13 protein-coding genes are annotated in these 13,173 nt (G+C 72.7%); 6 read left to right on the top strand and 7 right to left on the bottom strand.

The features are described from left to right. The coding region (locus AXW62_RS13975) for an RcpC/CpaB family pilus assembly protein (protein WP_063817578.1) at positions 1-518 on the top strand (518 nt) is incomplete at its 5' end. Between the two features lie 108 nt (positions 519-626). Further along, on the top strand, positions 627-1,118 hold the full coding sequence (gene mscL / locus AXW62_RS13970; protein WP_067075652.1) for a large conductance mechanosensitive channel protein MscL: 492 nt from the start codon (positions 627-629) through the stop codon (positions 1,116-1,118). A gap of 7 nt (positions 1,119-1,125) precedes the next feature. Here mscL and AXW62_RS13965 read toward each other — a convergent pair whose 3' ends face one another. Together AXW62_RS13965 and AXW62_RS13960 are read right to left on the bottom strand one after the other, a co-directional pair. Further along, the gene (locus AXW62_RS13965; protein WP_060944800.1) at positions 1,126-1,314 is read right to left on the bottom strand and encodes a hypothetical protein; all 189 of its coding nucleotides are present in this window, start codon (positions 1,312-1,314) and stop codon (positions 1,126-1,128) included. A gap of 3 nt (positions 1,315-1,317) precedes the next feature. Beyond that, positions 1,318-1,860 (bottom strand): AMP-binding protein, encoded by a 543-nt coding sequence (locus AXW62_RS13960; protein ID WP_236258344.1) that lies wholly within the window; start codon positions 1,858-1,860, stop codon positions 1,318-1,320. 214 nt (positions 1,861-2,074) lie between these two features. Here AXW62_RS13960 and AXW62_RS13955 point away from each other — a divergent pair, with 214 nt between their 5' ends. Together AXW62_RS13955 and AXW62_RS45770 are read left to right on the top strand one after the other, a co-directional pair. Then, entirely contained in the window at positions 2,075-3,217 is a 1,143-nt protein-coding gene (locus AXW62_RS13955) for a P1 family peptidase (protein WP_060944799.1), read from the top strand. Between the two features lie 189 nt (positions 3,218-3,406). Beyond that, entirely contained in the window at positions 3,407-4,543 is a 1,137-nt protein-coding gene (locus AXW62_RS45770) for an FAD-dependent oxidoreductase (RefSeq protein ID WP_060944798.1), read from the top strand. A 7-nt stretch (positions 4,544-4,550) separates the two neighbouring features. Here the strand turns inward: AXW62_RS45770 and AXW62_RS13945 are convergent, their stop codons facing one another. The 4 genes from AXW62_RS13945 to AXW62_RS13930 form a co-directional block, all read right to left on the bottom strand. Beyond that, positions 4,551-6,896, bottom strand: coding sequence for a PTS fructose transporter subunit IIABC (locus AXW62_RS13945; RefSeq protein WP_060944797.1), 2,346 nt, complete (start codon positions 6,894-6,896; stop codon positions 4,551-4,553). An 85-nt stretch (positions 6,897-6,981) separates the two neighbouring features. After that, positions 6,982-7,926 (bottom strand): 1-phosphofructokinase, encoded by a 945-nt coding sequence (gene pfkB, locus AXW62_RS13940; protein WP_060944796.1) that lies wholly within the window; start codon positions 7,924-7,926, stop codon positions 6,982-6,984. Beyond that, positions 7,923-8,684 carry a DeoR/GlpR family DNA-binding transcription regulator gene (locus AXW62_RS13935; RefSeq protein WP_060944795.1) on the bottom strand — a complete coding sequence of 254 codons (762 nt, stop codon included), beginning with the start codon at positions 8,682-8,684 and terminating at the stop codon, positions 7,923-7,925. Before AXW62_RS13935 ends, pfkB begins: the two co-directional genes overlap by 4 nt. Positions 8,685-8,981: 297 nt before the next feature. Next, the gene (locus tag AXW62_RS13930) at positions 8,982-9,986 is read right to left on the bottom strand and encodes a sigma-70 family RNA polymerase sigma factor (protein WP_030821930.1); all 1,005 of its coding nucleotides are present in this window, start codon (positions 9,984-9,986) and stop codon (positions 8,982-8,984) included. A 430-nt stretch (positions 9,987-10,416) separates the two neighbouring features. Here AXW62_RS13930 and AXW62_RS13925 point away from each other — a divergent pair, with 430 nt between their 5' ends. Then, a complete protein-coding gene (locus tag AXW62_RS13925; protein WP_060944794.1) occupies positions 10,417-10,833 on the top strand; it encodes a hypothetical protein in 417 nt (138 codons plus the stop codon). A 70-nt stretch (positions 10,834-10,903) separates the two neighbouring features. Further along, a complete protein-coding gene (locus AXW62_RS13920) occupies positions 10,904-12,055 on the top strand; it encodes a questin oxidase family protein (RefSeq protein ID WP_060944793.1) in 1,152 nt (383 codons plus the stop codon). A gap of 291 nt (positions 12,056-12,346) precedes the next feature. Here AXW62_RS13920 and AXW62_RS13915 read toward each other — a convergent pair whose 3' ends face one another. Next, a complete protein-coding gene (locus AXW62_RS13915; RefSeq protein ID WP_060944792.1) occupies positions 12,347-13,129 on the bottom strand; it encodes a dioxygenase family protein in 783 nt (260 codons plus the stop codon). Positions 13,130-13,173 lie beyond the last annotated feature (44 nt).

The following is a 13,173-nucleotide window of genomic DNA, read 5'->3' as shown; positions in this document are numbered from 1 at the left end:
GGCTGGCGCTGGCGGCCGCCGCGCTCGCGGCCGCGGCACCACCCGGCGCGGAGCACACGGGCGCGGAGTCCTCGCGGGCATCCGTCCCGGCGACATCCGCCCCGGCGGGAGAGGACCGGCGGGGCGACTCGCGCCCGGCCATGGTGTCGGCGCCGGTCCGGATCGCGGACGCGGCGGCGGTGCGGCTGCTGCACCCGGGCGACCGGGTGGACGTGCTGGCCACACCGCTTCCGGGGGCCGTACACACCCGATCGTCAGCCCCTGCGGCGCGGGTGGTCGCCCGCGGGGTCCGGGTGGCCGAGGTGCCGGGTGTCCGGGGCGGCCGCGCGGTGGACGAACGGGCCACCAGTGGCCCGCCGGGTGCCGCCGCGGACACGGTCGGCGACGACGGCGCGCTGGACGGAGGAGTGGACGGCGGCGGGGCACTGGTGGTGCTGACGGTGCCGCGAGCGGACGCCACCGCGCTCGCCGGGGCCGCGGCCGGCTCCCGGTTGGCGGTGACGCTGTGCCGCTGCTGACTTCCCCGACTCCTCTGATGCCCCTCTCACCTGCGGGTGTAGGTTGCGGAACCGTCCGCTCCAGCACCGACGCGGCGAAAGAGAGGCAGTGGGTTGAGCCAAGAGAAGGTGACCGAGGAGAAGCAGAGCGTCATGGAAGGGTTCAAAGCCTTCCTGATGCGCGGCAATGTGATCGATCTGGCCGTCGCGGTCGTCATCGGAGCTTCCTTCACCGCCGTCGTGAACTCGATAGTGAAGGGCTTCATCAATCCCATAGTCGGAGCCTTCGGCACGAAGGACCTCGAGAAGTACCGCTCCTGCCTCAAGGCACCCTGCGAGACCAATGCCGAGGGCACCGTCATCCACGGCATTCCCATCCTCTGGGGATCCGTGCTCTCAGCCGTGCTGACCTTCTTGGTCACTGCGGCGGTGGTGTACTTCCTGATGGTGCTGCCGATGTCACGCTATCTGGCGCGGAAGGCCGCCAAGGAGGCGAAGGCGGAGGAGGAGCAGTCCGTCACGGAGGCGGAGGAGATCATTCTGCTGCGGGAGATCCGCGACGAGCTGGTGGCGCAGCGCGGCGCCGCCCGCGACGGTGGCGGCAGCGGCTCCAGCGCCTAGAGGACCGTCAGAGGTGGTGGGGCGGCTTCTCGTCGAGGAACCGGGCCAGATCAGCGGCATCGCCGGCGCTGTCGCCGCCGGGAATCCGCTCGCCCCACCCGTGGTCCGTATCGTCCGACGACCGCTGCACCAGTGGATCGTCGAAGATCAGCGCGGCGGACGGATCGCGCGGTCCAGGGGCAGGGGCGGTGTTCATGCCTCAAGAGTACGGCCCGGTCAGCGGCTCGGTGTACCGGCCGAGCTCGTCGTGCCACCACAGGTCTCGCCCGGGGGTCCAGGACACCGGGCAGGCGAGCCGGTGGACCACCAGCACGGACCGCACCTCGGGGCAGCCGATCAGGGCCCGGTCGACGTGCCGCTTGAACGGCTGCGTCTCCCCGCGGTGCTGCCCGGCGTCCGCGGTGATGACGACCTTGGCACCGGCCTCCCTGATCCGGTCGCGCAGTTCATGGGGACGCAGCCCCACGGGGAGGCTGGCGCGGACGACGTCGAGCCGGCCGCAGGCGAGCGTGGCGATCACGGACTCGGGCACCAGCGGCAGATGCACCGCCACCCGGTCCCCGGCGCGGACACCGAGCCGGGTGAGTGCGGCGGCGGCCCGGGCCGCCTGGTCGAGCAGCTCGGCATGGGTGAGCTCCTCGGTGCAGTCCGGCTCGCTGATCCAGCGGAGGGCGACCCGGGCGGCCCGCCGAGTGTCGGCGGCCAGTGTCGGGAGCTCCTCCGTCCGAGAGGTACGGGGCACGGCGGTCTTCTTTCGGACGGGGGCGAACGGCATACGGCTCAGCCTGCTGCCACGCCATCAACGTCTGATGAACGCCCGCTATATGAGGGGTACTCAGCCCCTCGGTCACCCGCCGACGCCCCCTTCGGCGGTGTTCGCGGGACGACGGGTACGGAGGTGGTCCGCGCCTCGGTACCCGACCATGCCACGGCTTGCCGTGCTACGCATAGCTTCCATGAACGCCGAGCGGACAAACGTCGAACCAGCCCCCACCGGCCCGGCCAACGGCCTGACGGACATCCACGGACTGCGGGTGGGCCATGCCCAGTGGTCCGACAGCGGCCGGCTGACCGGGACGACCGTGGTGCTGGCCCCCGAGGGCGGTGTGGTGGCCGCGGTCGATGTACGCGGCGGCGGTCCCGGCACCCGGGAAACCGATGCCCTCGATCCGCGCAACCTGGTCCAGCGCGTCGAAGCCGTCGTGCTGACCGGGGGCAGCGCGTTCGGGCTCGACAGCGCCTCGGGGGTGGCCGCCTGGCTGGAGGAGCGCGGCCGGGGCTTCCGGGTCGGTCCCGATCCGGCGCACGTCGTTCCGGTGGTCCCGGCCGCCGCCCTCTTCGACCTGGGCCGGGGCGGCGACTGGCGGGCCCGCCCGACCGCCGCGCTGGGGCGCGAGGCGATCGAGGCGGCGGCCCGTTCGGAGCCGGGCGCGCCGGTCGCTCAGGGCAATGTGGGGGCGGGCACGGGCGCGGTGGCCGGTGGGCTCAAGGGCGGCACCGGTTCGGCCTCCACGGTGCTGCCGTCCGGTATCACGGTGGCCGCGCTGGCGGTGGTCAACGCCGCGGGCTCGGTTGTCGATCCCCGTACCGGTGTGCTGTACGGGGAGCACCATGGGCCGTGGACGGAAGGCGGGCCCCGCAGGCCCGGTAAGGCCGAGCACGCGGAGGCGATGCGCCGGCTGGCCGCCGCGCGGGAGGAGTCGGAGCGGCGGCGGGCCGCGTCGGTGCGGCCTCCGCTGAACACCACACTGGCCGTGGTCGCCACCGACGCCTTGCTCACCCGGGCCCAGGCGCACAAGCTCGCGGGCACGGCACATGACGGTCTGGCACGGGCCGTCCGGCCGGTGCATCTGCTGTCCGACGGCGACACGGTTTTCGCCCTGTCCACCTGCGGGCGCCCGCTGATACCGGAGGGCGGGCCCCAGGGTGCCGGCGATCCGGCGTTCGGGGTGCACCGGGAGGCCGGTGTGCTGAACGATGTGCTGGCGGCCGGGGCAGATGTGCTCACCCGGGCGGTGGTCAAGGCGGTGCTCGCGGCGGAGACCGTGGACGGTCCGGGCGGTGTCTTCCCCGCGTACCGGGATCTTTACAACAGCTGATCCCCGTCCCCCGGGCCGGAGAACAACTGATCCGGTGGGCCGGAGTAACTCAGATCCGCCGTCCCGGAGGAGAAGCAGAGACCGGCTGGGAGAGCCAGTGAGGCCGGGAGGCCGGTGGGGCCGAGATACCAGTGGGACCGGGAGACCAGTGGGGCCGGAGGAACGAAGAGAAGGGGGAGCGAGTTCACCATGGACACCGATCTACTGATCATCGGTGGTGGCCCGGCGGGCTGCGCCGCCGCCGTGATGGCGGCGAGCGTGGGAATGCGCTCGGTGCTGATCGAGGCGGACGACGCCCTGTGCGGGGCACTGCGGCGCATCCCTGTGGTGAGCAATGTCCTCGGCGCCGCCAGCGGCCCGGACCTGGCGGCCACGATCGAGGCCGATCTGGCGCGGTGTGATCTGTGCCGGGTCGAGTTGGGCGGGCGCGCAACGCTGGTCGAAGGCTTCGACGACCGCGTCGAGGTCACGGTGGAGCCGGTGGAGTCAGTCGAGCCCGTAGAGCCGGTGAGGCTCGGGGAGCCGGTGAGGCTCGGGGAGCCGGTGAGGCTCGGGGAGCCGGTGAGGCTCGGGGAGCCGGTGGGGTCCATCAAGCCGGTAGAGCCGACCGAGCCTGTAGAGCCGGTGAAGCCCGTGAAGCCGGTGGGGTCCGCGTGGGTGCGTGGGTCGCGGTTGACCGCCCGGTATGTGGTGGTCGCCACGGGTGTCGGGCCGCTGGGCCCGGAGGAGGCGGGATGGCTCGGGGGTGTGGCGGGCCGGGCGCTGCCGCCGCTGTGGGAGGCGGATCCGGCGGCGATCGACGACCGGACGGTGCTGGTCCTGGGCGCGGACCGGCCCCTCGGTACGGTGGCGCGGGCTCATCCGGAGCTGAGGACCCGCTTCGTGGTGGCGTATCCGCCCGAGGACGTCTACAAGACCGAGGAGATCCGGCGGGACGCCCGGGTGGAGCTGGTGGCCGTGCGGCGGCTGGAGTTCGGGTCGGGGTCGGCGCCGGTCACCGCCGAGATCCGGACAGTGGAGGGTGAGCGGCGGACCCTCACGGCCGATCTCGCCTTCCTCAACCTGGGCAGCGCCCCGGCTCCCCCGGCCGGGGCCGTGGTCGCCGACCGGGCCGGGTACTGCCCGCCTGGACGCCAGCATCCCAGGGTGTTCACCGCCGGTGATCTGCGGTCGGCTCGCTTCCAGCGGATCGCGACCGCCATGGGGTCGGGTGGCGAGGCCGCGCTCGGTGCCTACTACGCCTCGCGTGGCCTGCCCACGGGCACCGGCGGCGGACCGTCCACAGAGGTGGGCGGGCCGCCGCCGGATCCGGCGGGGGGTGGCTGAGATGCGGTCAGACCGCCACCGCCACCTTCGATTCCTCCTCGGTGGTGCCGCCCTCGGCTGCCTTGCCGTCGGCCTGGCCCGTGGGCTCCGGCTTCGCCGTCCTGCGCAGTCCCTTGAGGAAGACCACCAGACCGGCCGAGACCACCGTGCCCGCCACGATGGCCAGCAGGTAGAGGAACGGCTGACCGATCAGCGGGACCACGAAGATGCCGCCGTGCGGGGCGCGCAGCGTGCAGTCGAAGGCCATCGACAGGGCACCGGTGATGCCGCCGCCCACCATCGACGAGGGAATCACCCGCAGCGGGTCCGCCGCGGCGAACGGAATGGCGCCCTCGGTGATGAAGGAGGCGCCCAGCACCCAGGCGGCCTTGCCGTTCTCCCGCTCGGTCTTGGTGAACAGCCGTCCGCGCACGGTGGTGGCGAGGGCCAACGACAGCGGCGGGACCATACCGGCGGCCATCACCGCGGCCATGATCTTGAGGCTTCCGGAGGAGGGGTCCGACACCGCGATACCGCCGGTCGCGAAGGCGTAGGCCACCTTGTTGACCGGGCCGCCCAGGTCGAAGCACATCATCAGGCCGAGGAGGACGCCGAGGCCGATGGCGTTGGCGCCGGAGAGGCCGTTGAGCCAGTCGGTCATCGCCTCCTGCGCGGAGGCGATGGGCTTGCCGATCACCACGAACATCAGGACGCCGACGATCGCGGAGGAGATCAGCGGGATCACCACCACCGGCATGATGCCGCGCAGCGCCGCCGGGACCTTGAACCGCTGGATGCCCATGACGACCGCGCCCGCGATCAGACCAGCGGCCAGACCGCCGAGGAATCCGGCCTTGATGGTGGTCGCGATGTAGCCGCCCACGAAACCGGGGACCAGACCGGGCCGGTCGGCCATGCCGTAGGCGATGTAGCCCGCCAGCACCGGCACCAGGAAGGTGAACGCCGCGCTGCCGATCTGGAAAAGCAGCGCAGCCCAACTGCTGGTCTCGGTCCAGACGAAGTGGTCCGCGACGGACTTGGCACTCGCGATCTCGTAACCGCCGATCGCGAAGGCGAGCGCGATCAGCAGACCGCCCGCGGCGACGAACGGGACCATATAGCTGACGCCCGTCATCAGCCATGTGCGCAGCCGGGTGCCGAAGCCGTCGTTGGCCGTGCCGTCCGCGTCCATCGGCGCCGAGCTCTCCGCCGCGGTGTCGACCGGTGCGCCGGTCTCTCCCCGTGCGGCCTTCTCGCGGGCCTCCGCGATGAGTTCGGCGGGGCGGTTGATGCCCGCCTTCACTCCGACGTCCACCGTGGGCTTGCCCGCGAAGCGGGCCTTGTCCCGGACCTCCACATCGTGAGCGAAGACCACCGCGTCGGCGGCGGCGATGGTGGCGGCGGGGAGCTTGTCGAACCCGGCCGAGCCCTGCGTCTCGACCACCAGCTCGACACCGGCCTCGCGAGCGGCGTTCTCCAGCGACTCGGCGGCCATATAGGTGTGGGCGATACCGGTCGGGCAGGACGTGACGGCGACGATCCGGAAGGGGGCCGCGGGTTCGGGCGCGGCCTGGGAGGCACCGGAAGCGCCGGCGGAGGCGGCGGATTCGGCAGCCCCGGCGGTGGCGACCCTGGGGGCGGTGGCCCCTGGGGCGGAGGCGTCAGCGGAGGCATCATCCGAGACGGCTGCGGAGACGGCGGTCGTCGCAGCGGCGGACTCAGCGGTGGCAGCCGCGGTGGCAGGCTCCCCCGCGGCGGTCCCAGCGGCGGCCGCTTCCGGGGCGGAGGCCCGAGCCCCGCCGGTCTCCCCGGCGGCGGTCTCGTCCGCCCCCGGCTCCCCGGCCCCGGTCCGTCCGGCCCCAGTTCCTCCGGCCTCAGTTCCTCCGGCCTCCGCCCGCGTGGCCTCCGCCCGCGTGGCGGCGGGTGTGGTCTGCTCCTCACCCCGGATCAGGGCGGCCACCCGCTCCGGCCGGTCGGCGGAGCGCAGCGCGTCGGTGAAGTCGGCGTTCATCAGTTGCCGCGCCAGGCTCGACAGGATCGTCAGGTGATCGCTGTCCGCGCCCGCCGGGGCGGCGATCAGGAAGATCAGATCGGCCGGTCCGTCCGCCGCGCCGAAGTCGATCCGGGCCGCGCTGCGCCCGAAGGCCAGGGTGGGCTCGGTGACATGTGCGCTGCGGCAGTGGGGTATGCCGATGCCGCCGTCCAGACCGGTCGGCATCTGCTCCTCGCGCGCCGCCACATCGGCGAGAAAGCCGTCGAGGTCGGTGACCCGGCCGGCCTCGACCATGCGTTCGGCGAGCGACCGGGCGGCGGCTTCCTTGGTGTCGGCGGACAGGTCAAGGTCGACCAGATCCGCGGTGATCAGCTCACTCATCTCGCGGCTCCCTTGTGTGCGGCGCCGCCCTGGGGCAGGCGGGCGGACGGAGTGGGGACTGGGGGGTGGGAGTGGGGTCGGCAGGTCACGCGGGCTCCTTGAGCACACGGTCCAGCGGGATGTCCGCCGTGGTGACGACGGCGGACGGGTCGAGGTCGGCCGGGGTCGGCATGGCGCTGCCCGGGAGCTGCACCGCGGCCGCCCCGTGGGCCACGGCCGAGGCGAGCGCGGCGGGCCCGGATCCGCCCGCCGTGAGGAAGCCGGCGAGCGAGGCATCGCCCGCGCCCACGTTGCTGCGCACGGCGGCGACCCGCGCGGTGCCGAAGTAGGCGCCCGTCTCGTCGACCAGCAGCTGACCGTCGGCGCCCAGGCTGGCCAGAACGGCGCGGGCACCCTGCTCCCGCAGTTCCTCGGCGGCCTTGACCGCCTCGCCGACCGTGGCCAGCGGGCGGCCCACGGCCTGGGCCAGCTCCTCGGCGTTGGGCTTCACCACATCGGGGCGCTCGCGCAGGGCCGCGGTCAGCGAGGGGCCGGAGGTGTCCAGGGCGATCCGGGCGCCCGCCCGGTGGGCCCGCGCCACCAGTTCGGCGTACCACTCGGGTGCGAGGCCACGGGGCAGGCTGCCGCAGCAGGCAATCCAGTCGGCGCCGTCGACTCTGGTCCGAACGGCCTCCAGCACCGCCTCGGCCTCGGAGCCGGTCAGCTCGGGCCCGCCCGCGTTGAGCTTGGTGAGGGTGCCGTCGGGTTCGGCCACCGAGATGTTGACCCGGGTCGAGCCCGCCACGGGCACCCCCGCCGCCTCGATGCCCAGCTCCTCCAGCAGTCGCGCGAGGAGCGCGCCCTCCGGTCCGCCGAGTGGCAGGACGGCCACCGTGCGGTGCCCGGCGGCGGCCACGGCGCGCGAGACGTTGACGCCCTTGCCGCCGGGGTCGACCCGGTCGGCGGTGGCCCGCAGCACGGCGCCGCGCTCCAGCACCGGGATCTCGTACGTACGGTCCAGGCTGGGGTTGGGGGTGACGGTGAGAATCATGCGCGTGCCACTTCCGTGCCCTGGCGCTCGATGGCCAGGGCGTCCTGCGGGCTGAGCCCGGTGTCCGTGATGAGCAGATCGACGTCGTCGAGGCCGCCGAACCGGGCGAAGTGCTCCTGGCCGAACTTGGCGGAGTCCGCGAGCAGCACCACCCGCCGAGCCGCGGCGATCATGGCGCTCTTCACGGCACCCTCCGCGAGATCGGGTGTGGTGAGCCCGCCGTCCAGCGAGAAGCCGTTGGTGGCGAGGAAGACCACATCGGCCTTGAGCTCGCCGTAACCGCGCAGCGCCCATGCGTCCACGGCGGCCCGAGTGCGGTGGCGGACCCGCCCGCCGACGAGGTGCAGCGCGATCCCGGGGTGGTCGGCGAGGCGGGCGGCGACCGGCAGGGCGTGGGTGACCACGGTGAGCTTGGCCTCCAGCGGGAAGGCCGCGGCGAACCGGGCCGCCGTGGAGCCCGCGTCGATGATCACGCTGCCGTCGGACGGCAGCTCGGCGAGGGCCGCCCGCGCGATGCGGTCCTTCTCGTCGGCGGCGGTGGACTCGCGCTCGGCGAGATCGGGCTCGAAGTCCAGACGGCCGGCCGGGATGGCGCCCCCGTGCACACGGCGGACGAGCCCCGCCCGGTCGAGAGCGCGCAGGTCACGCCGTACGGTCTCGGCGGTGACCTGGAACTCCTCGGCGAGGGACAGGACATCCACCCGACCGCTCTCGCGGGCGAGCCGGAGAATCTCCTGCTGTCGCTCCGGTGCGTACATGTAGGTTTACGCCCCTTCCATGCCCGAACCTGTGATTTCGTGGTCAGATTACGGGGGCGATTCAGGAAAGTAAACAGAGTCGGGCACGAAACAAACTCGACCGGGCATCCCGCCCGCCATCGCTCGGCGGCATGGGACTCAGCGGCACGGGGCTTGACCGGCACGGGCCTCAGCGGCGCGGGACATAAGCGAACCCCGGCGCCGGGGGGGGGAGAGGCGCCGGGGCTCGGTCCGGGGAAGAGAAGGGATCTGGTGGCTGGGGTCTGCTGCTGGGTCTGCTGGATCTGGATGAAGGACTCAAGCCGCTGCGTCAAAACCGGTCTGGCGGGCCATCTTCTTCAGCTCAAGCAATGCGTGCTTCTCGATCTGCCGGATGCGCTCACGCGTGAGGCCATGCTGCTTGCCCACCTCCGTCAGGGTGCGCTCCCGGCCGTCGTCGATGCCGTACCGCGCCTTGATGATGGAGGCGGTGCGGTCGTCGAGGCGGCCGATCAGATCCTCCAGCTCCTCACTGCGCAGCAGCGTCATCACCGACTGCTCGGGCGAGACGGCCGAGGTGTCCTCCAGCAGATCGCCGAACTGGGTCTCCCCCTCGTCGTCGACCGACATGTTCAGGCTGACCGGGTCACGCGCCCAGTCGAGCACATCCGAGACCCGCTCCATCGTGGAGCCGAGCTCCTCGGCGATCTCGGCGTGCTCCGGCTCACGGCCGTGCTCACGGTTGAACTCCCGCTGCACCCGGCGGATCCGGCCGAGCTCCTCGACCAGGTGGACAGGCAGCCGGATCGTCCGGGACTGATCCGCGATCGAGCGCGTGATGGCCTGACGGATCCACCACGTGGCATAGGTCGAGAACTTGAATCCCTTGGTGTAGTCGAACTTCTCCACCGCGCGCACCAGGCCCGCGTTGCCCTCCTGGATCAGGTCGAGCAGGGGCAGCCCACTGCGCGGATAGCGGCGCGCCACAGCCACGACGAGACGCAGGTTGGAGCGGATGAAGATGTCCTTGGCGCGGGCACCTTCGGCGGCTATCGCCTCCAGCTCCTCACGGCTCGCGCCTGCGGCGGGGGCGTCCTCAACCTCCCCGTCCAGGATCTGCTGGGCATACACCCCCGCTTCGATGGACTGGGACAGCTCGACCTCCTTCGCCGCGTCCAGCAGCGGGGTACGGGCGATCTCGTCGAGATACATGCCGACCAGGTCGCGATCGGCGATCTCCCCGCCTGAGGCGCGAACGCTGTTGGCCCCATCAGCGCCACCACCGGCGGCGGACTGATTACGGGCGACGGCACGGGTTGCCATGCGTGCTCCCTTACAGATGGATCGGGCGCGGACTATGGACGGTGTCTCCGGTGTCGGGTGCCCCGTCCGAAGGAAACAACGACTGGAATCAGGACAGAATTCCCATCACGCGCCCACCTTTTTACGATCATGCAGTACCCTGTCCACCCACACAGGTGCCGACGTACTGCGGAAATGGCAGGAAGCGCAGGTCAGACCCCCTGCTCGGTGGCCTCCAACGACTCTGGCGGCCTCTCTCCCGTCCCTGTAGACGAATCCCGTGGGCTCCTGGTTGCCCGGGTACCCCCACGGGCCGGGTCGTCGTCCCCGGTTGCCCGTCCCCCCGCGCGGGTGTGCGCTGGAACAGAGCACAGGCAGAGGCAGAGGCAAAAACACAAGAGAGCGACAGCGACAGGTCAGGGCGGGGACGCGGCGACGAGGAGGTCCTGCCATGAACGCTCCCACGGCACCGGTGAGCCACCACCGCCCCACGCGGCTCCATCTTCCGCTCCACCCCTCCGCCTCCTGGGGCGTCCCGGTCGTCCTGGCCGTGCTCTTCGGCGGCTGGGTCATGTTCGTGGACCACAACCAGGGCTCCACCATCCCCGCGGCCGCCATCCTCGGGGTGGTGTCCGCGGTGGTGCTCGGAGTGCTGTGCTACGCGCTCGGCAGCAAGACGCCAAGGATGATGCCGGAGATCCGGGCCGTGCTGTACGGGACGGTCCTCGGCTGCGCGATCGGCTTCCTGCACTCGGTGAGCGGCGGCTCGGTGTACCGGTCCTCGGGGATCGGGCTCGGGGCGGGGATCGCGATGGCGCTCGCGTCGTTCTACGTCTTCCACGTGTGGAAGGAGCGTCCTCCGGCCTAGGTCGGTGGTCCCCGCGCGCTTCCGTCCCCGGTCCGTTCCGGGGCCGCCACGCCCTGCCTAGCGTGAGGCCATGACGGACGACACGAGCGGAACCCTCGACGAGGCCCTCCAGCGGCTGCATGCCGCCGGGCCCGAACGTGAGGGATGGCTGAGCAATCACGCGCCGATGGCGGTGGAGGCGCTGGTGCGCCACGGCCAGGAGCGCACCGTGCACCGGTGGCTGGACCGCTATCGCCACAAGCTCGAGGAGATGCCGGGCTCGTACGCCCGGATCACCGGGGAGAACTGGCGCGAGGCGCTCGGCGATCCACGCCACCTCGCCGACTGGCCCGCCTACTTCGACCGGAAACTTTCCGACCGCCCCTGGCGCGACGTGCTCGCCGTGTGGTGGCCACGGCTGTTGCCGGGCATCGCCGGCGGCGCGACGCATCCGGTGATCCGGGTCGGCCATGCCGTACGGACCCTCCTGGACGATCCGGACGGTACGACCGCTCCCCGCACCGCCGAGCTGGCCCACGCCCTCGGCTACTGGGCCGCGCGCCACGCGCCGCTGCCGCCGCTGGCACAGCTGCCGGGCCCCGCCTCCGGTTCGGCGGCCGACGCGCTGGCCGCCGTGGAACCGATCGCGGACAAGAGCGGTGGCATACGGGAACGGCTGCCCCGGCTCACCGCCCTCCCGGTCTGGCCGCCTTCGGTACGGACCGCGCCGCCGACCGCTCAGGCGCCCGGCCACGGCCCCGCCGATCGGCCGGAGGATGCTCGTCGACCGGAGGAGACGGAGGCGCGTCGACCGGAGGAGGCACGTCGGCGGCTGGTCGAGCTCGTACGGGCCGCTACGCACCGCTACGCCACCCACGGCCACGGCGAGCCGGTCATGCTGGTCCACGTCGCGACCGCGCCCAACGCCGTACTGCGCGTCCTGCCCGCGCTGCCTCGCGAGCTGTGGGCACCGAGCCTGGACGCGGCATGGGCGGCGAGCGCCGCGGTCACGGCGGTGTACGCGCCATCGGAGCCGCTCCCGGCCGACCGGCTGCCCTCCGCGGCGGGCGTCACGCCCGAGGAGGTCTTCGCCCGCGCCGCCGCGCACGGCGATGAGCACGCGATCAAGCTGACCGACACCGCCCTCGATGTCGCCCGGGGCGCCCGGGGCGCCCGGGGAACGGACGCGACGGCCCTGGCCGCCGCGCTGCACGCCTGCGCGCTGATCGACCCGGCGTTCTGACGACGACGGGCCCCGGCAGGCCCGGACCCGACCGGCGACGCCAACCAGCGGCGGGCCCGCTCCCCCAACCGGCGACCCCTACCGGCGGCGGCAACCGGCGACGGGCCAGCCCCCAACCGGCGGCAGCCCGGCCCGGCCCCCAACCGGCGACCCCAACCGGCCACCGGCAGGCCCCCAACCGGCGGCGGGCCCCGACCCGCGGCCGAGGCTCCAACCGGCGACCGTGCCCCGCACCCCGACCGGTCCGCACCGGCTCAGCCCGCACAGTCGGCCCAGCCCCGCTCAACCCGCTCAGCCGAACTGCAGCGACCGCTTGGCCAGCCCCATCCAGAAGCCGTCGATCACGCTCCGCTGGCTGTCCAGATCCGCCTCCGCCGCGCCCAGCGTGACGAACAACGGCGCGAAGTGTTCGGTACGCGGATGGGCGAGCCGCCCCGCCGGGGCCGCGTGCTCGAAGTCCAGCAGCGCGTCGATGTCCCGCGCGTCCAGGGCCCGCCGTCCCCAGTCGTCGAACTCGGTCGACCAGCTGGGCGGCGTCGGGCCCGTCTCCCGCAACACGGCCAGGTTGTGGGTGAAGAAGCCGCTGCCCACGATCAGCACGCCCTCGTCCCGCAGCGGCGCCAGCTTCCGCCCGATCTCCATCAGCTTCCGCGGGTCGAGGGTCGGCATCGACACCTGTAGGACCGGGATGTCGGCCTCCGGATACATCTCGACCAGCGGCACATACGCCCCGTGGTCCAGCCCCCGGTCGGGGATGTCCTGGACCGGGGTGCCCGCCGTGCGCAGCGTCTTGCGGATCCGCTCGGCCAGCCCGGGGGCGCCGGGCGCGGCGTACCGCACCTGGTAGTAGTGCTCGGGGAACCCCCAGAAGTCATAGACCAGCGGCACCTGCCGAGTGGCCCCGATCGCCAGGGGCGCCTCCTCCCAGTGGGCGGAGATCATGAGAATGGCCTTGGGCCGGGGCAGGCCCTGGGCCCAGGCGGCGAGCTGTCCGGGCCAGACCGGATCGTCGGCGAGCGGCGGAGCACCATGACTGAGGTAGAGGGCGGGCATGCGCCCGTCGAGCGCGGACATGAAGACTCCTCGGCAGAGCTCGACAAGATGCTTGAATTCTCAAG

Origin of the sequence: Streptomyces hygroscopicus subsp. hygroscopicus (assembly GCF_001553455.1) — a bacterium.
Classification (GTDB): Bacteria; Actinomycetota; Actinomycetes; order Streptomycetales; family Streptomycetaceae; genus Streptomyces; species Streptomyces hygroscopicus.
This window is presented reverse-complemented; position numbering and strand designations above follow the sequence as displayed.

Bases quoted from the DNA above. Each gene is read 5' to 3' on its own strand.
- AXW62_RS13965 (WP_060944800.1), bottom strand. From the start codon at position 1,314: ATGAACACCGCCCCTGCCCCTGGACCGCGCGATCCGTCCGCCGCGCTG.
- AXW62_RS13955 (WP_060944799.1), top strand. From the start codon at position 2,075: ATGAACGCCGAGCGGACAAACGTCGAACCAGCCCCCACCGGCCCGGCC.
- AXW62_RS45770 (WP_060944798.1), top strand. From the start codon at position 3,407: ATGGACACCGATCTACTGATCATCGGTGGTGGCCCGGCGGGCTGCGCC.
- AXW62_RS13945 (WP_060944797.1), bottom strand. From the start codon at position 6,896: ATGAGTGAGCTGATCACCGCGGATCTGGTCGACCTTGACCTGTCCGCC.
- pfkB (WP_060944796.1), bottom strand. From the start codon at position 7,926: ATGATTCTCACCGTCACCCCCAACCCCAGCCTGGACCGTACGTACGAG.
- AXW62_RS13935 (WP_060944795.1), bottom strand. From the start codon at position 8,684: ATGTACGCACCGGAGCGACAGCAGGAGATTCTCCGGCTCGCCCGCGAG.
- AXW62_RS13930 (WP_030821930.1), bottom strand. From the start codon at position 9,986: ATGGCAACCCGTGCCGTCGCCCGTAATCAGTCCGCCGCCGGTGGTGGC.
- AXW62_RS13925 (WP_060944794.1), top strand. From the start codon at position 10,417: ATGAACGCTCCCACGGCACCGGTGAGCCACCACCGCCCCACGCGGCTC.
- AXW62_RS13920 (WP_060944793.1), top strand. From the start codon at position 10,904: ATGACGGACGACACGAGCGGAACCCTCGACGAGGCCCTCCAGCGGCTG.
- AXW62_RS13915 (WP_060944792.1), bottom strand. From the start codon at position 13,129: ATGTCCGCGCTCGACGGGCGCATGCCCGCCCTCTACCTCAGTCATGGT.